17 protein-coding genes and 1 tRNA gene are annotated in these 21,021 nt (G+C 69.5%); 6 read left to right on the plus strand and 12 right to left on the minus strand.

All coding sequences use genetic code 11. The annotated features are described in order from the left end of the window. Positions 1–233 precede the first annotated feature (233 nt). The 9 genes from D0T12_RS04910 to D0T12_RS04950 all read right to left on the minus strand — a co-directional run bounded on the left by D0T12_RS04910 (position 234) and on the right by D0T12_RS04950 (position 11,492). Complete coding sequence (locus tag D0T12_RS04910) at positions 234–833, minus strand: hypothetical protein (protein WP_199487303.1); 600 nt, start codon at positions 831–833, stop codon at positions 234–236. A 120-nt stretch (positions 834–953) separates the two neighbouring features. Beyond that, positions 954–1,913, minus strand: a complete 960-nt coding sequence (locus D0T12_RS04915) for a C40 family peptidase (protein ID WP_233525852.1) — start codon at positions 1,911–1,913, stop codon at positions 954–956. Between the two features lie 20 nt (positions 1,914–1,933). Beyond that, positions 1,934–2,854 carry a replication-relaxation family protein gene (locus D0T12_RS04920; RefSeq protein WP_117398097.1) on the minus strand — a complete coding sequence of 307 codons (921 nt, stop codon included), beginning with the start codon at positions 2,852–2,854 and terminating at the stop codon, positions 1,934–1,936. Beyond that, positions 2,851–5,313: a type IV secretory system conjugative DNA transfer family protein gene (locus tag D0T12_RS04925; protein WP_117398098.1), complete on the minus strand. Its 2,463-nt coding sequence runs from the start codon at positions 5,311–5,313 to the stop codon at positions 2,851–2,853. The genes D0T12_RS04920 and D0T12_RS04925 overlap by 4 nt, the downstream gene beginning before the upstream one ends. Then, positions 5,310–7,034 (minus strand): VirB4 family type IV secretion system protein, encoded by a 1,725-nt coding sequence (locus D0T12_RS04930; RefSeq protein ID WP_233525853.1) that lies wholly within the window; start codon positions 7,032–7,034, stop codon positions 5,310–5,312. Before D0T12_RS04930 ends, D0T12_RS04925 begins: the two co-directional genes overlap by 4 nt. A gap of 202 nt (positions 7,035–7,236) precedes the next feature. Continuing rightward, positions 7,237–8,214 (minus strand): PrgI family protein, encoded by a 978-nt coding sequence (locus tag D0T12_RS04935; RefSeq protein WP_117398100.1) that lies wholly within the window; start codon positions 8,212–8,214, stop codon positions 7,237–7,239. After that, positions 8,211–9,707, minus strand: a complete 1,497-nt coding sequence (locus tag D0T12_RS04940; protein ID WP_147339389.1) for a type IV secretion system protein — start codon at positions 9,705–9,707, stop codon at positions 8,211–8,213. The genes D0T12_RS04935 and D0T12_RS04940 overlap by 4 nt, the downstream gene beginning before the upstream one ends. A 224-nt stretch (positions 9,708–9,931) precedes the next feature. After that, positions 9,932–10,294, minus strand: coding sequence for a pilin (locus D0T12_RS04945; protein ID WP_199487304.1), 363 nt, complete (start codon positions 10,292–10,294; stop codon positions 9,932–9,934). A 304-nt stretch (positions 10,295–10,598) separates the two neighbouring features. Then, positions 10,599–11,492 carry a hypothetical protein gene (locus D0T12_RS04950; protein WP_117398102.1) on the minus strand — a complete coding sequence of 298 codons (894 nt, stop codon included), beginning with the start codon at positions 11,490–11,492 and terminating at the stop codon, positions 10,599–10,601. Positions 11,493–12,010: 518 nt separating this feature from the next. Here D0T12_RS04950 and D0T12_RS04955 point away from each other — a divergent pair. The 3 genes from D0T12_RS04955 (at position 12,011) to D0T12_RS37330 (ending at position 15,889) form a co-directional block, all read left to right on the plus strand. Continuing rightward, positions 12,011–12,922 carry a class I SAM-dependent methyltransferase gene (locus tag D0T12_RS04955; protein WP_117398103.1) on the plus strand — a complete coding sequence of 304 codons (912 nt, stop codon included), beginning with the start codon at positions 12,011–12,013 and terminating at the stop codon, positions 12,920–12,922. Further along, positions 12,919–13,818 carry a TRM11 family SAM-dependent methyltransferase gene (locus D0T12_RS04960; protein ID WP_117398104.1) on the plus strand — a complete coding sequence of 300 codons (900 nt, stop codon included), beginning with the start codon at positions 12,919–12,921 and terminating at the stop codon, positions 13,816–13,818. Before D0T12_RS04955 ends, D0T12_RS04960 begins: the two co-directional genes overlap by 4 nt. A gap of 769 nt (positions 13,819–14,587) precedes the next feature. After that, positions 14,588–15,889: a recombinase family protein gene (locus tag D0T12_RS37330; RefSeq protein ID WP_407642052.1), complete on the plus strand. Its 1,302-nt coding sequence runs from the start codon at positions 14,588–14,590 to the stop codon at positions 15,887–15,889. Here D0T12_RS37330 and D0T12_RS04970 read toward each other — a convergent pair. After that, positions 15,849–15,924 (minus strand) — tRNA-Glu (locus D0T12_RS04970). The two genes, D0T12_RS37330 and D0T12_RS04970, sit on opposite strands and share 41 nt — an antisense overlap. Positions 15,925–15,996: 72 nt before the next feature. After that, positions 15,997–17,598, minus strand: a complete 1,602-nt coding sequence (locus D0T12_RS36975) for a metallophosphoesterase family protein (protein ID WP_267900389.1) — start codon at positions 17,596–17,598, stop codon at positions 15,997–15,999. Between the two features lie 32 nt (positions 17,599–17,630). Here D0T12_RS36975 and D0T12_RS04980 point away from each other — a divergent pair, with 32 nt between their 5' ends. Continuing rightward, a complete protein-coding gene (locus D0T12_RS04980; RefSeq protein WP_117398105.1) occupies positions 17,631–17,972 on the plus strand; it encodes a metallopeptidase family protein in 342 nt (113 codons plus the stop codon). An 88-nt stretch (positions 17,973–18,060) separates the two neighbouring features. Then, positions 18,061–19,389 carry an MFS transporter gene (locus D0T12_RS04985; protein ID WP_117398106.1) on the plus strand — a complete coding sequence of 443 codons (1,329 nt, stop codon included), beginning with the start codon at positions 18,061–18,063 and terminating at the stop codon, positions 19,387–19,389. On the opposite strand, the gene D0T12_RS04990 is transcribed toward D0T12_RS04985, so the two are convergent. Beyond that, the gene (locus D0T12_RS04990; protein ID WP_117398107.1) at positions 19,390–19,713 is read right to left on the minus strand and encodes a PspC domain-containing protein; all 324 of its coding nucleotides are present in this window, start codon (positions 19,711–19,713) and stop codon (positions 19,390–19,392) included. Between the two features lie 134 nt (positions 19,714–19,847). Between D0T12_RS04990 and D0T12_RS04995 the strand changes: the two genes are divergently transcribed. Continuing rightward, positions 19,848–20,999: an acyl-CoA dehydrogenase family protein gene (locus tag D0T12_RS04995; protein ID WP_117398108.1), complete on the plus strand. Its 1,152-nt coding sequence runs from the start codon at positions 19,848–19,850 to the stop codon at positions 20,997–20,999. Positions 21,000–21,021 lie beyond the last annotated feature (22 nt).

Below are 21,021 nucleotides of genomic sequence, written 5' to 3' on the forward strand. Positions count from 1 at the left end.
ACGTTCACCGGTTCTGGTCATGCGGCTTGTGGCGGTGACGCTCTTGCTGAGGGAGTGTCTGACCTAGCGTTTGTGGTTGTGGCTGGTTGATTGCGCGTTCGCCCCTACCGGGAGCAGGCGTGGTATGGCGGTACGGCGAGGAGTCTGTTGCTGGATAAGCTGGTGCGTGACGCCGGGGTCCGGCAGCCGGATCGACTAGATCCGCAGGGGCGCGGCGGCCACACTGTCACTGTTCACAGTGGCAAGGCAGATGCACCGCGGGCAGCAGTCCCTGTTCGATCTCCCGACACGGCAGCGACAGCCCGAGATGCTCGCCCACCGCGCTGAACAGCTGCCTGGCCAACTCCCTTGTCCTCGTCCTCGGAACCCTCGCAGCCGGGGAAGGTTTCGCGCACCGTACTGGCCTGACGCATGGCCGCGTCCAGCACGGCGAGCGCCCCGAGCCGGTCCTCGAGGGGGATCGGGGTCTCCAGCAGGCTCTCCCTGGGATCGGCGGAAATCAGTTCGCTGGCGGCATCGATATAGCACACCCACGGGTGCTCGTGCTGAAAGCGGTCCAGGCGGACAACTTCGTCGCCCTGCCTCTCCAACGTCTCCCGGCCCTGCGGGTCCAGGAAGATCAGGCGCCAGGTGGACTGTTCGACCTCCGAGATGTACGACCAGTTGCCGCTGCGGCAAAACATCGCCACACTGTCGGCCAATTCCACGCTCCGCTGGTCGAAATCTTTGAACAGCACGGGCCGTTCGGCCATGCGACGGTCTGCACCGAGACGAACCACAAAGTCCACCGGGTCCATGCCCTGTATCGCCGTGAGGCAGATGTCCGAGAGCATCCCATTCTTGACAAACCAGCGTAATACCAGTGCTGGCCGATCCACGCTAAGCCGTCCGCGTGGTGCCGACCCCCGAGCTTCGCGCACACGGTACCGAGCCTTGAGCTACAGCCACAGGTGTTAGGTGTGGTTGTTGTGGCCTTGGCTGATTCGTTGGATGGGGCGGGTGGTGCCGGTCCAGTCGGGGCGGTTGTAGGGCTCTACGCCGATGGCTGGGCGGCAGGTGGAGCAGCGGGCGGCGATCATTCGGCCGTGTCCGATGACGAGGCCGACGTGGCCCGGGCGGTTGGTGGAGGTGCCGGGGCCGGAGTTGAAGAAGACGAGGTCGCCGGGTTGGGCTTGGTTGTTGGGTATGCGGACGCCGAAGGGCCATTGGGTGAAGGTGGTGCGTGGGATGGTAAGGCCCGCGGCTTTGTAGGCGGCTTGGACGAGGCTGGAGCAGTCCCAGGCGTTGGGGCCGGTGGCGCCGAAGACGTAGGGCTTGCCGCGTTGGGCCATGGCGAAGGCGATGATTTTCGCGATGGTCTCGTTGGGTGCGGTGATGGCGGCGGCTTCGGCGCACTCGGCGGGTGGGGTGGTCGCGGTCGGTCTGTTGTTGGTGGTGGGTGTGGTCTTGTATTTGTGGGCGCGGCCGAGGACGTTGTCGACGTAGGTGTTGCTGTGGTTGTAGGCGAAGAGGGCTGTGCGCAATCTGGTTGGTGCGCCGTTGTGGCGGAGGTAGTTGGCGGCTGCGGGGATGGCGTCGGCGGGGTCGTAGCGGTCTTTTCTGCCGTCGTGGTTTCCGTCGACGCCGAAGGCGGTCCAGGTGGCGGGTAGGAACTGCATGGGGCCACCGGCTCCTGCGTGGTTCGCGCCGGAACGGACGCCCGGTGCGGTCGAACGTCCGTGGTCGGACTCGACGGACCCGATGGCGGCGAGGATCTCCCAAGGGATGCCGTAGTCGGCTGCGGCTTTGCGGTAGAGGGCAAGGTAGTTGGCGGGTATCCCGGCGACTGGTGGCCCCATGGTTTGCGGCGCGCAAGCGTCGGATGTGGGCGCGAGGCTGGTGATGGCGCCGATGAAGACGACCGCTAGAAGCACAAGGGCGATGACGAGTGCGATTACTGGCAACCCGGCTCCTCCGTTTGGGCGGGGTGGGTTTCCGGTGGTGGCGGTGCGAGCTTGAGGTCGGTCAGTCGGCGGCGGGGGCCGTCCTTCCCCGCTGGGAGCCATACCGGTCCAGCGGGGCCCTCGGTTGTGGTGTTGGCGGAAGTGTGAACGGCCGTGGCGACCGGGATCGGCGGTGTTCCCAGCAGGGTACGGAGGTGGGCTTCGCGGCGGGCGTTGGGTAGCCAGAACAGGACTGGGGTGGTGATGCCGGTGGCCTCGGTGAGGGCCTCGTAGCCATTGAGTTTGGCGGCGACTTTGGCGAGGGTGACGCTGCCGGTGTCATGTTCGAGGAAGAAGTCGATCGTTGTCGGGCTCTTGTCGTCTGGGGTGGTGTCGGTCCATCGGCCGTAGGCGTCTGGGCGGGCGAGGTCTCCCCATAGTTGGGTGCAGCGGCGCTCGGGCCACCATTTGTCGAGGTGGGCGCCTGGTGTCCGGCGGGCGTGGGCGTGGAGTTGGGTGAAGAACTCGTTGACGCCGACCTGGTGGGCCAGGTGCCGGGAATGGCTGATCTGTAGGACGGTGGCGCGGCGGTAGCCGAGTCCGGCAAGGGTGGTGTCGCGATGCGCCGCCAGGTGCTGGGCGCCTAGGGGGCCGATGACCCAGTGGTAGGGCGCCGCTCCCACGGGCACCCAGGGTTGGAATCGTTCGAGGGCCTTGAGGTGGAAGAGTCTCAAGAGGCGGTCGCGGGCCTTGCCGGGTGTGGTGAAGAAGATGGCGGCGAGTTGGTGCGTGGTGAGAACGCGGTGTTCCCAGACCAGCTCCAGGAGGGCCCGGTCGCGGTCGGTGAGGCGTGCGCGGAGTTCGAGGAAGAGTTCAGGTGTTGCCCGCAGGGGCGTGCTGGGCGTTCGGCGGTGACGGATCGTCTTCTTCACTGTGGCCGGCCCTCCGTGGCGGTCGGGTGCTCGGTGCGCGGGTCGCCTGAGAGCGGTTTGGTCTTGCCGGTGGTGGGTCTGGAAGTCGTCATGCGTGGGGTGAAGCGGTCGCGTGAGGCGGCGCGGATCTGGTCGGCGCGGTCCTGGATCGGGGCGCTGAGTGGACGAGTGCGGAAGGTGAACGCCTGGGTGGGGTGGCCCGCCGCAGTGACGAGGCGTCCGGTGGCTTGGTAGGCGCCGAGGTGGGCGAGGTCGTGTGCGGACAGGACGGGGCCGACGTGGCGGGCGAGGTCTGTGGCGTCCTCGGGCGAGACTGCGAAGTAGATCTTGTTGCGGGCGTCGGCGGAGACGGCGTCGCGTAGGTCCTTGGGCAGTTGGGACAGGTGCTGGTGGGCTAGGACGAGCGAGAGCCGGTAACCGCGGGCCTCGGCGAGGATGTCGCTCACCGAGCCGGGCAGGTTGAGGAAGTTGTGGCACTCGTCGATGTAGGCGGACGAGTCCGGGCGCTGGTGTTCGGGCAGCGCGGCGCGGCGGGTGATGCCCTGCCAGGTGTGCGCGAGCAGGAGCGAGCCCATGAGCCGGGCGGCGTCCTCGCCGAGAACGCCTTTGGGGAGGCGGGCCAGGACGAGGCCGCCGTTGTCGATGTGGCGGGCCAGGTCGACGGTCGAGCCGGTTGCCGAAAGGGCTTGATGGACGAACGGGCGTAGCAGGACGGCGCGGAGCTTGTTCATCACGGGACCGATTGCGGCGGCTCGTCCGGCCGGTGACAGTTCGTCGTATCCAGCCCAGAAGCCGCGTAGAAGATCGTCGGAGAGGCGTCCGACCACGCGAGCACGGAAAGCCGAGTCGGTGAGGAGTTGCGGGACCTGGGCGAGGGTGGCTCGGGAGCCGTGGGCGCGCATGAGGCTCAGGCAGGCCGAGCGCAACAGGTCGTCCAGGCGCGGCCCCCAGGAGGACCGGAAACAGCGGTGGAAGATCGACACGACCGAGTCGACGGCGAACGCCGGGTCTGGGCCGGACAGGATTCCGACCGAGGGCGGCGGCGCCGGGTCGGACGGGTCGAACACGACCGTTCGGTCTGCCATGCGGTTCGGGAGCCGGTCCAGGACGTCGGCGATCAGGTCGCCTTTGGGATCGATGACCAGGGCGCCTCGTCCGTCGTGTGCGTCGGCTAGGACGAGGGAGGCGAGAAGGGTGGATTTGCCGACGCCGGTCTGGCCGAGGACGTGGACGTGTTGCCGGGCCCCGGTGACCGGTAGTGCGACGGGGCGCGGGTGGCCCGCGTCGGCGTCGCCGAGTGGTCGTGCGGGCCCGGTGATGGCGTTCGGGCCGGTGGGCACGTTCGGCGACGGCGCGACGGGTTGGGCGCCCGCGCGGACGATGGCGGGCGCGTCCGGGTCCAGGGGCAGGTGCGCGAGTGCCGCCAGCTCGTCGGCGCCGAGCAGGTAGCCGCGTCCTGGCCGCCGTTCGTGCAGGGTGAGGGCGGGGTCTCGTAGCCGCTGGCGGCGTAGGTGCTGGTGGCCGGAGGCGTACAGTGCGGCGACCGCGGCGACGGCGTGGGCTCGTCCGCGCAGCCACTTGCGTGAGCGTTCGGTGTCGGGCGCGGCGACGGCGTATCGGATGTCGACCGCGAAGCGTGGTTGCGTTGCCTTGGCGAGGATCGCGCGGACCTGTTCGGCGCGTTCCGGGTGCGCGCTGGCCTGGAGGTGGTGGGGCGGGTAGCCGGGTGAGCTGGTGCGGGCCCCGGGTGTGATGAGGTCGAAGAAGAAGGCTCGTGAGGACGCGGGGCTTCCGCCTTTGAGAGAGGCCGCGACGCGGTGGGCCCGTGCGAGGCGGCGGCCGGTGACGGGGCGGGCGAGGATCTGGACGGCGGCGTACTGGCCTTCGTCCAGCCCGGACACCGCGCCGAGGAGCGAGCGGATCGGGTCGGTGTGGTGATCGGTTTTCAGTGGGTGCGAGTCGTCCCGGGAGAGTACGAGACGGCCTCCGACCGCCGGACGGTCCAACGGGATGGGAGACGTTGCGGGGCCGGTTGTGGTGGTGGCTCCTGGCCAGGCGGCCCGGATGGTCTCCTCGACCATCCCGGGCGGCACCGTCCCGGGAACCCAGATTTGGACGCGGACCCCGGCGGCGTCGGCGATGTACTCGAAGACCAGGTGCGGTTGGCCGAACAGCCACCGTTTCCAGGCCGGGACGAGTAGGCCGGTCTGGTGGGTCCACCATGCGGGCGCGCTCGCCGGGTCGACCTGCGGTGGCACCGACACTGTGATCAGGCGGGCGTCGGGTTCGAGTCGCCGGGCTTGCCAGCGCCACAGCATTGCACGCGCGACCCGGAACGCCAGGACGACGACTCCTGTCCCGAACGCGAGGGCCGGCCCGTAGTGCGCGACGAGTGCCGGGATGCGCTCGGTCTTGTCGAAGATGTGCGTCCAGTTCGGGACGTCGTTGAGCGTGATCACAGCGGGTCGCCCTCTCCGTCGTAGTGGTCGAGTAGCTCGGCGGGATCTGTGGTGATGACCTGGTGTTCGGCGGGTGAGGAGATGGCGGCGAAGGCGGCCCGATCACCGGCGTTTCCGCCGCAGAGGAGGCCCTCGCCCCTTTCGGCGGACAACAGGAACGACCGCTCGCCTTCGGAGAGGCCGAACGCGTCGCCTACGGCGGTGATGGCCTGGGGTGCCTGGCGGAGCAGGATCTGGGTCGCGGAGTTGGCGACGACGGCGCGGCCAAGGTCGGAGGCGAGCAGGTCGGCGGCGTCCTGGGTGACGACAGTCAGCCCGGCCCAGTGTTTGCGGGCGGACTTGGCGAGCCGGTAGAGGAAGCGGGCGCCTTCGGCCTCCTTCATCAGCATCCACGCCTCGTCGACGATGACCAGGCGTGGGCGGCGGTCGGCGGGGTTGGCGACCTTGCGCCAGATCGCGTCCAGTGCCAACAGGACGCCGACCGACTTGATCTCTTCGGGTAGGTCCCGGAGTGAGAACACCACTAGGTGCCCGTCCGGGCGTGTCGTCGTGGCCTGTGAGAAGAGTTCCTTGTAGGAGCCGGAGACGTACGGGATGAGGCGGTCGGCGATCGCCGCGCCTTCGGGGTGTGAAGCGGCCGAAAGGTGTTCCACGAGGTCGGCCAGGAGAGGCGCCGGGCGTGACCATGTCGCCGGGGCGGAGTTGATGCCTCGGGCGGCGTAGGCGGCGAGTACGGCACGGTCGAGGACGGCCCGTGCGGACGGTTTCAGCGGTTCGCCGAGCATGGCCGCGACGAGTGTCTGGGTGAACAGCGCCCGTCGAATCAGGGTGTCGTCACCTTGGTCGGTGGGCAGGTCGAACGGATTGAACGCGACCCCTTGAGCGCCGAGACCGAGGTGGGCGCCGCCGGTGGTGTCGGCCAGGGCGCGGTATTCGTCTTCGGGGTCGATCACCGATATCTCGACCCCGTGGTAGAGCAGCCGCAGCACTTCGAGCTTGGTGAAGTAGCTCTTGCCCGCGCCGGACCGGGCCAGGACGACGGAGTTGTGGTTGTCCTGGGCGAACCTGTCCCAGACCACGACCCCGGAACTGGCGACGTTGACGCCGTAGAGGACGCCGGTCGGTCCTGCGGGGGCGTTGAGGTCGGGTGAGGCGAACGGGAACGAGGCGGCCAACGCCTGGGTGTCGAAGGTGCGGCGTTGCCGGATCGCGTCGGCGCCGAGAGGGAGACTGGTCGTCCAGCCTTGAAGGGCGCGGAAGGTGGTGGGCTGGGCGTCCAGCAGCAGCGACGCGGCCAAGGCTCGCACCTGTTGGACCTCGGCCTCCAGTTCCGCGGCGTCCAGCGCATGGACGGTGAGATACAGCCCGACACAGAACAGGCGACCGTGACCGCGCGCCAGCGAGGAGGCCAACTCGGCGGCGTCATCGGCGGCGGCCTCGGCGTTGAAATCGGCCAAGCGTCCCGCCTCGGCATTCGCGCGGGCGCCCGACTCCAGCCGCGCCAACTGCCGCCGGAGACGCTGCGCAGCGACCATGGGCGGGATCGGCTCGACGTGCAACGAGACATCCAGGCGTCCGGGATAGGTGAGAAGCGGCTCCAGCCAGCCCGCGCCGACCTCACGCGGGAACCCGGCGACCGCGAACGACGCACAGCACCCGTCCGGCAGATCCAACGACGAGGCGTTGATTCGCAGCGCGGACGGCCCGAGCAGGTCACCCAATCCAGTGGAACCCTCTTCGCCGGTGACTCGGCGGGGTCGCACAGCGGTACAGGTGATCCGAGACCACACCGTGCGGACCAGCGAAGGATGAGCGGCGGTCATCAGATCTCCCCGCGGGCGTCGTCCGCGATGAGGACCTTTGTGAGGGCGCCGCGGTCGAGGCTGATCAGGTTGGCCTGCGGCAGTTGGCGGCGGGGCCGGGTCATGTCTGGGGTCCTTCGGTCGTGTGGTCGCCGGTCACGGGCTGGTCGAGATCAGCGGCTGGGAAAGGGCGCGTCTGGCTGGGCGAGAACGCTTCGGACAGGACGCGAACGCACTCGTCGGCGTCGAGGGCTTGGGCGGTGACCCCGAAACCGGTCAGTGCGCGGACGGTGTCGACGGCGCGGCGCGCGACGATCACGGCGCTGGCCTGCCGTGCTCTGCCCCGTCCTCGACGGCCCGTGCCAGGCGTTGCGGGCTGGTCGCGCAGGACGATCAGCACCTCACGCACCAGCAAATTTCGGGACGTGCCCAGTTCGGCGAGGTAGGCGGCGTGTCCCTCGGCGGCCTGTCGTAAGGCGGGGTGCGGCAGCCCGGACGCGGCTTCCACGACCCGGTCGGTGAGTTCGGACAGATCCACCGGACGCGCCTGCACAACAATCTGCACCGGGGATTCCAGGGAGTTGAGCCACCGGCCGAAGAATCCGACGAGCGCGGTCTGCTCGGCGGCGGTACGGAGCCCGAGCGAGATGGTTCCCGCCCGGACGAGCGCGGCGGTTCCACCTCCGTCCAGTTCCATGACGCCGTCCTGTCGGATGGCGCGAACCGGGAATCGCAGCGGTCCGGGGAGCCTGCCGCGTACCTGGCACCACGCCGGAGGTTCCGACACTCCTTCGGGCGCGCAGACCAGCGTCCGGCGGCGGCGCAGATGCTCCAAGGCGGCGAGCGCGAACCGGTCCAGGCTCATGCCGTCGCGGCGGCCGAGCGCCAACGAGCAACCGGCGGCCACCAGCGGAAAGCACAGTCCGACGACGATCGGCACGGGTAGGACCGGCGCCGCCGCCATGAAGACCGACACCGTCACCACGGCGGTCGTGCCGAGGATGGCGACCTGGCGGCCGGTGAGCCCGTACATGATCTTGTCGGGTTGCTCGATGTCGGCGGGGATGCGCGCCGACAAGGGCTCGTGGGCGTCGTTCATCGATGTCTCCTGGCGTGACGGCGCTGTTGCGGTGGATCCAGACGCACGAACGTGCGCGGTGCCGGACGGTGCGGGCTGTCGGCGCGCCGGTAGGGGCGGGCCGGTTGGCGCGGCGGGACAGGCGGCCGTGGGCGTCCGTCGCCGGTGGGGCGGCCGGGCCCGGATAGGCCGGACGGGCGGGGCCGTGGAATGGCCTGTGACGCGGCGTCGTGGCCGGGCCTATGGGGCGCGCCGGTGCCCGTGCGTCCTGCCGTGTGCTGACCGTTGCGGGGCGACGGAATGGCCGCGTGACGTGCCCGGTTCCGGTCGGGGTTGTGCCGTTCACCGGAACGACCACCTTGGGCACCGGCCCGATCGGGTTGGGGACCGGGCCCGCCGTTCGGCCCGCCGTTCGGGCTGCCCTGCGGCCCGCCGCGCCCGTGACCTCGCCCACCCGGCCCCGGGCCGGGGCGAGGGCGCCCGGCTCCCGCGTTCCTGGTCGAGGGCCGCGGCCCCGACCCGCCGTGAGTGGCTCGGCGGGTCGCGCGAGTGACGGCACCGACCGCCTTATAGAGGACGAGCGTCTTGACGAGTTGGCGGAGCGTGCGCGATTGCGTGGACTGCCACACGGTGCGCGCGACCCAACGCGGAATGCGAACCAAGATGAACAGCAGCGCGATGATCAACAGGAGGTCGACCAGCTCGGCCTGATTGGTCGGAAGCCCGACGAAGAACTGTTCGCTGTCGCTTTCCTGGGATAGCAGCAGTTGCAGCGCGGTGATGAACACGAACGACTGACAAACCTGGATCGCCAACGTCCCGGAGATACCTCGCCACCACAGCTGAGCCAACCCATCGGTGAGAGGCAGGACGTGGAACATCAACGCGATCGGAGCCACCGCGATCAAGACCATGGTGATCGCCAGTCGCGTCACGTACTGGAACAGCAGAATCGCCGCGAGGACCACCACGATCAGCGAGACGATGGTGTAGAACGCGCCGCCGGTGTTGATGGAGGCTTCGATGCCTCCGGCGAGCGCCGCTCCGGCCTGGTCGGGGTTGATCCTGTCGGTGCCGTTCATCAAGATCGCTGAGGCGAGACCGTTAGCGAGCCGGATGCCGTAGCCGATCCAGATGAGGCTGGTGTTCATCGCGACGAACGCCAGCACCAGACGCGGGACGACCTGGCTGGGCGAGGTCTCGCCCGCGAAGGTCTGACCGGTCATCAACAGCACACCGGCGAAGGTCACCAGGAGTACGAAGCAGGTGTCGGCGATCGCCAGCGATGTGGTCCAGATCTGTTCGGTCCGTTTCATCGGGTCCGAGCCGATCTCCGGTGTGGCGAACTGCGTTACGGCCAGCGTGCCCATCACCGGCTCCAAAGCGGCGCTGGCCAGCGTCTGGAACCAACCCGTGATCGCCTGCTTGGCCTTACACCCAAGATCGGCCCAGCCGCAGTCGTCCTCGCCTTCCGCAGTCGGGGATCCCTCATCCATGTCACCACCGGGCGTCATCGATGGCACCTCGGACGGGGTGGTGGATGGTGCCTCGGTCGCAGGACCCGAGGGCGCTCCCGGTGTTGTCGAGGGCGCGGTCACGCTCGGCGCTGGGGCGGGCGAAGGCGGTGGCGCGGCGGCGTCCGCGTGATGGGCCAGGCCCAGCACGCAGCCACCCGCCATCAACACGACCCCGACGACAACGGCCACGCGCGAACCCTTGGGCGGGAAGGCGCGCACGGTCAGATTCCGACGACGTATTGCAGGATCTGCACCAGCACGGGAGCCAGGGCCGCGATGCCGTACCCGATCGCCGCGTTGCGCAGGGTGCGCTTACCCGCCTCGGCCTCGCCAGGGTCACCCCCGGCCAGCAGGTAACGGACACCGCCGATCGTGGCGAACAGCGTCGCCAGCGCGACCAGCAGACCGACGATGACGTTGCGGAGATTCCCGATGACCTGCTCAAGCCGGGCGTTGTCGGCAAGCACGACGGGACCGCTTCCGGCCTGGGCCGCCGAGTTCAGCGTGACCGCCAGCACCGCGGTGGACAGCAGCAAACCGATACAGCCGACCAGGACGGCGGCGGCAACGCGGGTCTTGCTCACGCGGACGCGACAGGACCGAGAGCGGGACGGGAGAAGCCAGGACGGTGGACGGATGCTCAACTGAGAGCCCTCCAAGTACGAACATGACGCGGCGGATGGGTACGGCGAACGCGAAGCACGGATAAGGGTGTGGACGGCGGATCTCGTCCGGTGAGAGGTGCCCCAGGGGAGGGCGGGACCAGGGCCTTGCGGGTGTCCTCCTTCAAGGGCACTCGGCGGATGGTCGGACGGTGGGGACCGGGTGAACATCCGGCCCCGGCGCCCGCCTCGCCCCTGGGGCTCCTCTCGTAAAGGAAGAGACCGTTCAGACCCCGGTTGTGGACATCAGGTACTCGTAGTCGTCCCGTAGACCGTCGTCGCGGCGCATCGCTGCGACCAGCCGCATCTCGGCCCGGCGACGGCGCTTCATCAACGCCTCGTAGGACGTCCCCGAGCGCTCGGCCAGGACGGCCGGGGGCACGCGCTCCAACCGGGTCACCGCGATGAGCTCGGCCTCCTCCGCAGTGATCACGCCTTGGCGGGCCGCCGCGTCCAGCAACATTTCGGGGTGCCCACTGGTCGAGGTCGCCGCGGGTTCCAGCGCGGCCATGATGGACGGGTCGACGCGCACGGTCCGCACATGGGCCTGGTCGGCGCGCACCACGGCCTTGACCGACCGTGACACCAGCCGCTGGGCGATCCTCGGCCGGTCCAGATCGATGCGCGGCAACGCGTGGAAGAACGCCGCCAGCAGATCACCCGCGACCCTCCCGGTCCCGGCCTGGGCGCCGGTGTCCAGATGGGCGAGCTGGTCACGTACAGCCGCCTTCAGTCCCGGCAAGACGACGCCGACGCACCCGACGACCCAGGCCGGGCCGTGGCGGCGGGCGCGCGTGACCAGGTCCCTCCACACCAGGTCGCGGGTCCCGGGCATGGTCGCCGGGTGCAGCAGGATCGCCCGCAGCTCATCGAGCCCGATCAGACGCGCGGGCAACCCGTGCCCGAGCGCCGCGCCGTCCACCGTCAACGGCGCCGGTCCCCGCGTCAACGCCTCGAATCTCCTCTCCGCCACGTCCAGGACGTGCGGGATCTCGGCACCGGCGCGGCCGGGACGCTCCTCGACGGTGCGGAAGGAGTGGCCACGAGAACGCGGTCCCTGGCTGGTGCCCGGGCGGCCGGCCAGACGGACAGCGCCGCCCGAGCGAGTGGTGGTGTGCATGTGGACCCCCTGAGTGGTCGGCTTGCGGATCGGACGCCGACATCTCCTCAGAGGCCATGTGCAGATCATGAGCACCAACCGGGTCGACGCCGTGCACAGCCCCACACCCGGACCGGCCTCGGACCTGCTCACGATCTGCACAAAATCGCGGTGACCAGCCAGAACACGAGGTGTTCACCATGAGCACACCGGAGGCCCCCTCCGTGAGTCAAGGCGCGGCAACTGTCTAAAACTGCGCTGACCTGCATAAACACCGGGCCATAGCGTGAGCTGCAAAGGAAATTCAAAACCCTGAATCGCCCCCTTGCGGTACCCCCAGCCGGCCGAGGCGACTGCCCCCCAGAACGCTGTGACAGGGACCTTTGGTTGCTCGCTGTCGCCCCCACACCGCACCATCCTTCACCTGGTGCGACGTGGCCCAGCAGGCGGTCGGAGACGTTCGTTGTCCAAGTCCCAGGCGTGGTGGGTCTGTTCCTTAGTGAGACAGGGGACCGGGCGACCATCACGGGTCACCCATCATGAACAGCACCAACGGACCGACTCCGACACCTGCCACCCACGCGCGGCAGCTCCTGCCGCTGACCGTCTGGCTGTGCCCCGACGACACCACCGACCAGCCCACCAAACCCAGCGGCCAGCCATGCCAGGGACCGGCCCACCACGCCGCACCCACCAGAATCTGCGACCGGCACCGCGCGAGCATCAGCACCGCGCTGGCCCGCCACATCATCAACGCCGCCACCCACGAAGGCGAGGTGATCGCCGAGGCGTTCACCCCCAACCACGCCACCCTGACCGCTGCCGCGCAACTGGGCCGCAGGGCCGTCGCCTGCGTCCCGCACCCCCCGATGGCCCGGCACATCGGCACGCAACTCCGCGCGACACTTCCCCGTGAACGGCTGGACCGGGTGGCGATGCGGCCGTGCCGCGCCGACCAGATGCACCGTGGCGTCGCCGACCACCTCGGCCAGGTCGCGCTCGTGATCGCCACCCCACCGGTATCCGGAACGAGCGCCCAAGACCGCACCGGAACCAGGAGAGCCCCCGGCGGGTGCCCGGCGTGCTTGTCCGACGTCCTGGCGGGCAGCGCCTTCCAGGCCCGCTCATTCCTGCCCGCAGCGTTCCGCCTCCTGCGGCCGGGCGGGCACCTAGCGGTCGTCACCACAGCCAGACACCACCACGGCCGCCTGGTCGACCCGGCACCGGAGATCATTCGGCAGGCCCGCGCGGCCGGATTCCGTTACAGCCAGCACGCCATCGCCGTCCGCGTCCCCGTCGAAGGCGACACCCTCCTGGTCCAGGCCACACCCGGCGGTCTGGGTCAGCTCCGCGACGTCCGCTCCCGTGCCCTGCCACCTGCGGCGCGGGTCCACGCCGACGTCTGCCTGCTCACCCGCGCCGGCACCAGCAGCCAGGAAGAGGGCCGATGAACACGAACATGAACATGAACAGCCGCACCAGGCCGGGCGTGTTCACGTCCGTGCTGTGCACCGGGCAGCGTCCCTCACGGCTGCAGCGCAAGGGCCGGTACACGCCGGAGTCGATGGCGCATCCGGCCAAGATGCTGCCCGCGATCGCCGCGCAGGTGATCGCCGCCTACACCGAGCCCGGTGACCTGGTCATCGACCCCATGTGCGGCATCGGAACCACCCTGGTCGAAGCCGTCCACCAAGGGCGCCCCGCGATCGGGGTGGAGTATGAGGCCCGCTTTGCGCGGATGGCCGCCGGTAACCTCCGCCACGCCCGCACCCAAGGCGCCAGCGCCGCGAGCGAGGTCGTCCACGGCGACGCCCGCACCATCACCACTGCCCTGCCCGACCTTGCCGGTACCGCCGCGCTCATCTTGACCTCTCCGCCCTACGGGGCGGCCACGCACGGGCAGGTACGCACCGGCCGAGACAACGGCGGCGGAAGGGTCGACAAGTTTCACAGCCGCTACTCCACCGACCGCGCGAACCTCGCCCACCGCTCAACCGCTGAATTGTTGGCTGGGTTCGGGCAGATTTTCAACGGATGCGCCACGCTGCTATGCCCCAGTGGCGTCATCGCCGTCACCGCCCGCCCCTTCCGCGTCGCCGGAGAACTGGTCGACCTGCCCGGCCAGATAATCACCACCGCCGAAGACCACGGCCTGGTCCTGGTCGACCGGATCGCGGCGCTGCTGTGCGGCCTACGCGACGGCCAGATCGTCACTCGCGCCTCGTTCTTCCAGATGGTCGAGGCCCGCCGTCTGCGTGAACACGGCATCCCCGCGATGGCCGTCGCCCACGAAGACCTACTGGTGTTCCGACCAGCGTCCAGCCTCGGTGACGGAGGAGGGCGTTGAGCGGTCCCGGCCTTGACCAGGACGGACGAGACGAGCGTCCATGTCGTCGTTCCGCAACCGGGACGGCAGGCCGGTCAGCGGCCGGTCGCCGTCCCGGTTTGGCGTGGACGATCGTCACCGCCGAGGGTGACGTGGCCGCACACCTGGAGCGCGCGCAGGCGCTCGCGATCAAGGAGGTACTGCAATGGTGGACCAGACACGTAGCCCAATCCCGCTCGACGTCTTCACCCGAGGAACCCACAGCAGCCGATCCGCAGGACTGACCGGACCCGGCGGAGGAGTCCGGTCGGATGGTCCGCTACGAGTGGCGTTCGCGGGACGGACCTCGACCGAGGACAAGCAGGACCCGACCCTGTCGCTGCCGCGTCAGCTCGCCAACAGCCAGACCGCCCTGCACACGGCCCTTCCGGGACGCGCGGTGATCGTCGCGCACTTCTATGACATCGAGTCCGGCCGCAAGGACCTGGCCGCTCGCGGGTTCGGGCGCGGGCACGAGCGGTTCACCATTCCGATTCCTCGGGACGGCGGCATTCAGGACCTGCTGCTGGAGGCGGCCCAGGCCGATCGGCGGTTCGACGCGGTGATCTGTGAGTCGGTCGACCGGATCGCGCGCCGGACCTACGTCGGTACCCAGATCGAGAACACCCTGGAGAAGCTCGGCATCCCGTTGTGGGCGTCCGATGAGCCGATCGCTCTGAACGGGAAACGCTCGTCTCAGGTGTTGACGCGGCGGGTGAAGCAGGGGGTGGCCGAGTGGTATGTGCTGGAGATGTTGGAGAAGGCGTGGGGCGGGTTCGAGGTCCACACCGAGCAGGGCTTCAACGTTGGGCGGCCTCCGTACGGGTATCTGGCGCAGAAGGTTCCGCACCCGGTCGCCGCTCGCCGTGAGCAGGGAGCCACCAAGCATGTGCTGGCGCCTGACCCGGTACGCGGCCCGGTCGTGGAAACCATCTTCGAGATCCGTGCCGGGGAGCGTCTCGGTTACCAGGCCATCGCCGACCGGCTCAACCGTGATCTGGATCGGTACCCGCCGCCCGTCGCGACCGCGAAGCACAGAAGTGTGGGTCGGTGGACCTATTCCTCGGTGCGGGAGGTGCTGACCAACCCGAAGTACACCGGTTACATGGTGTGGAACCGTAAGGCCACCACCTCGGCCAGGGGCCGCAACAACCCGCCCGAGGCGTGGGTCTGGTCCAGCGCGCCCACTCATCCCGCTCTGGTGAGCGTCGAGACCTTCACCGACGCGCAGAAGGTGGCGCGTGACCGGGAGGGGTCGCGTAGCCGTCCGGGGCCCAACACCGCGCAGACCGGCGCCCGTCGTTCCTACGCGCTGCGCTCGTACATGGTCTGCGGGTTGTGCGGGCGGCGGATGTTCGGCAAGGAGAGCCGGGGCCGGATCTACTACATCTGTCGTCCCGCTCGGGCCTACCGTCCCGAAGGGCATCCGGCGAGTATCTGGGTTCGTGAGGAGCCCCTCATGGCGGGCCTGACCGAGTTCTTCAACCGTGAAATCTTTGGCCCTCACCGTTGTGAACGGTTGCATGTCTTGCTCGCCCGGCTGGATGACAGCCACCTTCATGAGCACCGGGAACGGCTGGCGGCGGTCGAGGGGCAGATCGTAGAACTCAAGCGCCGTAAGGAACGTGTCCTGGACTCGTTGGAGGCCGCTGATCAGCCCTCGCCTGCGTTCGTCAATTCCATCAACGAACGCACGACGCGTATCGGGGCGGAGTTGGAGGGTAAGCAGGCGGTTCTGCGGGAGTTGCGGGAGGCGGTTCCGGTGGCGCCGTGTCCTGAGTTGTTGGATCGCTGCCCGACCGGGGCGGTCGATCTCGGGTTGTTGCCGGAGGTGACTCTGCGGCGGCTGTTGGACGCCTTCGCCGTCCAGATGCGGCACGACCTGGACGGTGATCAGGTCGCCGTGCAGGTCACGATCACGCCCGAAACGGCGGACACCCAACTACGGGCGGCGCACGCGGCGATTGCGGGGGATGGTGACGGGGCGGATGGCGATCATGCAGCCGTGCGCGTGGTACCCCCTACCGGATTCGAACCGGCGCTACCGCCTTGAAAGGGCGGCGTCCTAGGCCGCTAGACGAAGGGGGCCCGGTGGTGGCGGAGATGGTCGCCACTCGACCTGGTCAGTGTAGAGGACGTTGTGGGGCGGCGCGCAAACCGTTAGCGGGGGGTGGGGGTTCGGGTGCTGGGGGTGGGGGTGCGGGACGGCCAGTCGGAGGGGAACTCGGACGGGAAGGGGGAGGTGGGGGACGTGGGTGGGGTGGACGGGGGGCGAGGGTTGAGGGTGCGGTCGGGGTCGGGTTCCAGGTGGCGCTCTATTTGGGCGGAGGTGAGGCCCAGGCCGCCCAGGCGGAGGTCGTCCCAGCCCTGGAGGCGGTGGGTGGCGCGGCTGAAGTAGAGGACGGAGAGTTCGATGGGGGTGGGTTTTTCGTGTTCCAGGCCGCGGAGGCCGGCGCCTCCGGTGGAGCCCTGGATGAAGAGGCGGGTGTCGGTGGGGAGGAGTTTGGTGGAGCGGGCGTGGGCGTGGCCGGAGAGGATGAGGGGGGTCAGGCCGGAGAAGGCTTCGCCTTCGGCGGGGTCGTGGACGACGACGAGGTCGGGGGTCGTGCGGGAGGCGCGGAGTTTCTCGGCGAGGACCAGGCCCTCGGCGCGCATCTGGTCGGCGCCGACGAAGTCGTCGCGGGTGCTCTTGTCGGGGGTGAAGCGGGGGTCGCCGACGCCGTAGATGTTGAGGCCTTCGACCTGGCGGGTGTCGTCGTCGAGGACGATGGCGTTCTTCTGGCGGTCGACGGCCTTCTGGGTGTCCTTGGAGTCGTGGTTGCCGCGGACGTAGACGTAGGGGACCTTCAGGTCGGCGATGGCGTCGGCGAAGCGGTTCTCGGGCTTGCTGCCGTGGTCCATGAGGTCGCCGCTGTCGATGATGAGGTCGACCTTGAACTGGGTGGTGACGGACTTTATTACGTTCCAGGCGGCGGGGTTGAGGTGGATGTCGGAGACGTGCAGGACGCGGAGGGTGGACGGGTCCGGTTCGTAGGTGGGGAGGGTGGAGGTGGCGGCGTACAGCTCGGAGACGTTGCCGACGAGGTGGGCGAGTTGGGCGCGGTAGGCGGAGAAGCGTTCGACGAGGCTGCGGGTGTCGCCGACGATCTGGGGGGCGTTGGCGAGGAGGCCGGTGTAGCGGGGTTCGGCGATGGACTGGGGGTTGAAGGTCGTCCAGGTGAGGAGGGTCAGGGCGGCGAGGCCGAGGGCGGTGGAGGCGAGGCCGAGGAGGGCGTGGCGGAGGGAGCGGAAGAGGACGAGGGCGGCGGCGAAGCCGGTGAGGAGGGCGAGGAGGGTGGCGCGGACGAGGAGGGTGGTCACGCCGCCGGCGATCTGGTCGGCGATCTGGTCGGTGAGGCGGTCGACCTCGGCGTCGTTCTCGATGAGTTTCTGGGCCTGGTCGGGACGGACGTCGGTGAGGCTCGCCTCCAGGGCGACGGGGCCCCAGTGGGTGTCGAGGCGGAGGGAGCCGAGGGGTGGGAGTTCGAGGGTCGTTCCGCCGTGGAGGGACGGGCGGAGGGCGAACTGGACGTCGGTGGGGCCGACGGCGGTGACGGCGTGCCCGCCGAGGAGGAGGCCCGCGTAGCCGGCGGCGAGGCCGATGGCGGCGGTGAGGGCGAGGCGGGACCAGCGGCTGGTGACGACGGCCCGGGCGCGGGCCGTGAGTCTCGGCGGGATGCGGGTCGTGATGGCTTCGGTCAACGCGGCGCGGACCTGGCGCACGTGTTCCCCTTCCGTCGAGCAGAATTGTCGGCGTGATGGAGTTGTCGCGCGATGAGTTCGAGGACCTCGTGGCCGAGGCCCTCGACACCATCCCCGTTGAGTTGACCGCGCACATGCGCAACGTCGTCATCGTCGTCGAGGACGAGGCGCCCGAGCGCGGACTACTCGGTTTGTACCAGGGCGTACCCCTCACCGAACGGGGTGACTGGTACGGCGGCGTCCTGCCCGATCACATTTCCATCTACCGTCATGAGATTCTCGAAATATGCGACACCCCGGACGACGTGGTGGAGGAGGTCAGGATCACCGTGGTCCATGAGATCGCCCACCATTTCGGGATCGATGACCAGAGGTTGCACGAGCTCGGCTACTAAGTCCTTGAATTGTGCACTGTAGGTCACCTGTACGCCACGCAGCGTGAGTTAATGGGGAGGCTGTTCATAGGGCCGAACTGGAGCGTGTGTGGCGGGAAGGCAGACCGGCAGGCATCGGCGTCCGCCGGAGCGGCAGGCGACCTACCGTGAGGTGTTCGCGGTGGGCGAGTTCCGTGCCCTGTGGCTGGCGCAGGCGCTGTCGTTCGTCGGCGACCAGTTGGCGCAGGTCGCGCTGGCCGTGCTCGTGTACGACAGCACGAAGTCGGCGCTGCTGACCGCGTTGGTGTACGCGCTGACGTACCTTCCGCCGATCGTGGGCGGGCCGGTGTTGTCCGGGCTGGCGGACCTGTTCCCCCGGCGCACCGTCATGATCGTCTGCGATGTGCTGCGGGCGGGGCTGGTCGCGTTGATGGCGGTCGTCGCGCTGCCGATCGGTGGGCTGTCGGCGCTGGTGTTCCTGACGGTGCTGCTGGGGGCGCCGTTCTCCGCGGCGCGGGCGGCGGTCCTGCCGGACGTGTTGGAGGGCGACCGCTATGTCGCCGGGTCGGCGATCACCAACATCACGCATCAGGCCACGCAGATGCTCGGTTTCCTCGCGGGCGGCGCGATCGTCGCCGTCGTGGGGACGCGGGAGGCGCTCGCGTTGGACGCGCTGACGTTCGGCGCCTCGGCCGTGATCCTGCTGGCCGGGCTGCGCGGGAGGGAGGCCCCGGGACGGCGGGACCGGGCGTCGTTCGGGCTGTGGCGCGGGACGCGGGACGGCGCGCGGCTCGTGTTCGGCGACCCGGTGCTGCGGTCGCTGGTGCTGTTCGCGTGGCTGTGCGCGTTCTACGTGATCCCCGAGGGCCTGGCCGCGCCGTACGCGGCGACGTTCGGCGGGGGCGCGGCCACGGTGGGTCTGCTGCTGTCGGCGATGCCGACGGGGATGGTCGTCGGCGCGTTCCTGTTCAGCCGGTTCGTCCGTCCCGCGAACCGGCTGCACGCGATGGGGTGGATGTCGATGCTCGCCTGCCTGCCGCTGGTCGGCGCGAGCCTGCATCCGCCGCTGTGGGCGGTGGTGGCGCTGTGGGCGCTGTCGGGCGTCGGCAGCGCCTACCAGCTCGCGGCGAACGCCGCGTTCGTGGCCGCGGTGCCGCCGTCCGGGCGGGGACGCGCGTTCGGCCTGGCCCAGTCCGGCATCCTCGCCGGGCAGGGCGTCGGCATCCTCGTCGGGGGCGCCGCGGCGCAGGTGCTCGGGCCCGAGACGGTGGTGGCGCTCGCGGGCGCGCTCGGGCTGTCGGTCTCGGCGATGCTCACGTTCGGCTGGAACCAGGTCCGCGGCGGTGTCATCGCCCGGACGCGGGAGCGCGTCGAACCGGTCGTCGTCTCCCCGGCGGGGGACGACGAGCTGTCGGGGGTGGGCCGCTCCGCGTCCTGATCAGGCGTGCGTGCGCTGCTTGTTGAAGGCGTCCCGGGTCTTCTGGACGGCGTCCTGGAAGGCCGGGGAGTCGCTCGCCTTCTTGATCATGTCCTCGGCGATGGCCTTCTCGGCGCCCTCCTCGGGTATCAGCACCCAGCCGATCACGTACAGGGCGATCCCGGCGCCGCCGAACACGGTGAACACCGCGAGGGCGATCCGGATGATGTTGGCGTCGACGTCGAAGAAGCGCGCGGCGCCCGAGCAAACACCGGCGACGACGCGGTCGTCGCGGGTGCGGCGGAGCTTCTTCTGGGTGCTCGTGGTGTCCTTGTTCATGTCCATGCCCTAGATACTGCCCAGTGGCGGGGCGGTATGACATCCGGATTCGCCCTGAGTCGTCCCTGAGCGCACCCTGGCCCGCCGAGGGTGACGGCCCCGACGTACGCTCATGGGCGAAACCGCGGGAGGAGACCCGGATGGACGTGCTGCGCGTCGACGATCAGCTCACCGACGAGGAACGGATGGTGCGCGACACCGTCCGGGAGTTCGTGGCGGAGCACGTCGTGCCGCACGTGGCGGGCTGGTTCGAGGACGGGACGTTCCCCGTCCGGGAACTGGCCCCCGAACTGGGGCGGCTGGGCCTGCTCGGCATGCATCTGGACGGGTACGGCTGCGCCGGGACAAGCGCCGTCGCCTACGGGGTGGCGTGTCGCGAACTGGAGGCCGCCGATTCGGGGCTGCGCAGCTTCGTGTCGGTGCAGGGGTCGCTGGCGATGACGGCCGTCCACAAGTACGGGACGGAGGAGCAGAAAGCCTCGTGGCTGCCGAGAATGGCGGCCGGGGAGGCGCTCGGCTGCTTCGGCCTGACCGAGCCCGACCGCGGCTCCGACCCGGGCGACATGCTGACCCGGGCCCGGCGCGACGGCTCCGACTGGGTCCTGACCGGCTCCAAGATGTGGATCACCAACGGGTCGCTCGCGGACGTCGCCGTGGTGTGGGCGCAGGCCGACGACGGGATACGCGGGTTCCTCGTCGAGCGGGGCACGCCCGGGTTCATGGCCCGTGACATCCACCGGAAGATGTCGCTGCGGGCGTCGGTCACGTCCGAGCTCGTCCTGGACGACGTCAGGGTCCCCGCGGACGCGCTGCTGCCCGGTGTGCGGGGCCTGAAGGGGCCGCTCGGCTGCCTGTCGGAGGCCCGGTACGGCATCGTGTGGGGGGCGATCGGCGCGGGACGGGCCTGCTACGAGGCGGCCGTCGGGTACGCCAAGACCCGGGAGCAGTTCGGCAGGCCCATCGGGTCGTTCCAGCTCACCCAGGAGAAACTGGCCTGGATGGAGGTCGCGTTGGGCCAGGCGGGCCTGGTCGCGCTGCACATCGGTCGCCGCAAGGACGAGGGGAACGTCACGCCGCAGCAGGTGTCGTTCGGGAAGCTGGCGAACGTCCGCGCGGCCCTGGACGTCGCGCGGGAGGCCCGCACGATCCTCGGCGCCAACGGGATCACGCTCGACTATCCGGTGATCAGGCACATGAACAACCTGGAGAGCGTCCTGACCTATGAGGGGACGCAGGAGGTCCATCTCCTCACGCTCGGTAAGGCCGTGACGGGCCTGGACGCGTTCCGTTAAGGAGCGCTTGAACCTGTTGCGT

Origin of the sequence: Actinomadura spongiicola (assembly GCF_003432485.1) — a bacterium.
Classification (GTDB): Bacteria; Actinomycetota; Actinomycetes; order Streptosporangiales; family Streptosporangiaceae; genus Spirillospora; species Spirillospora spongiicola.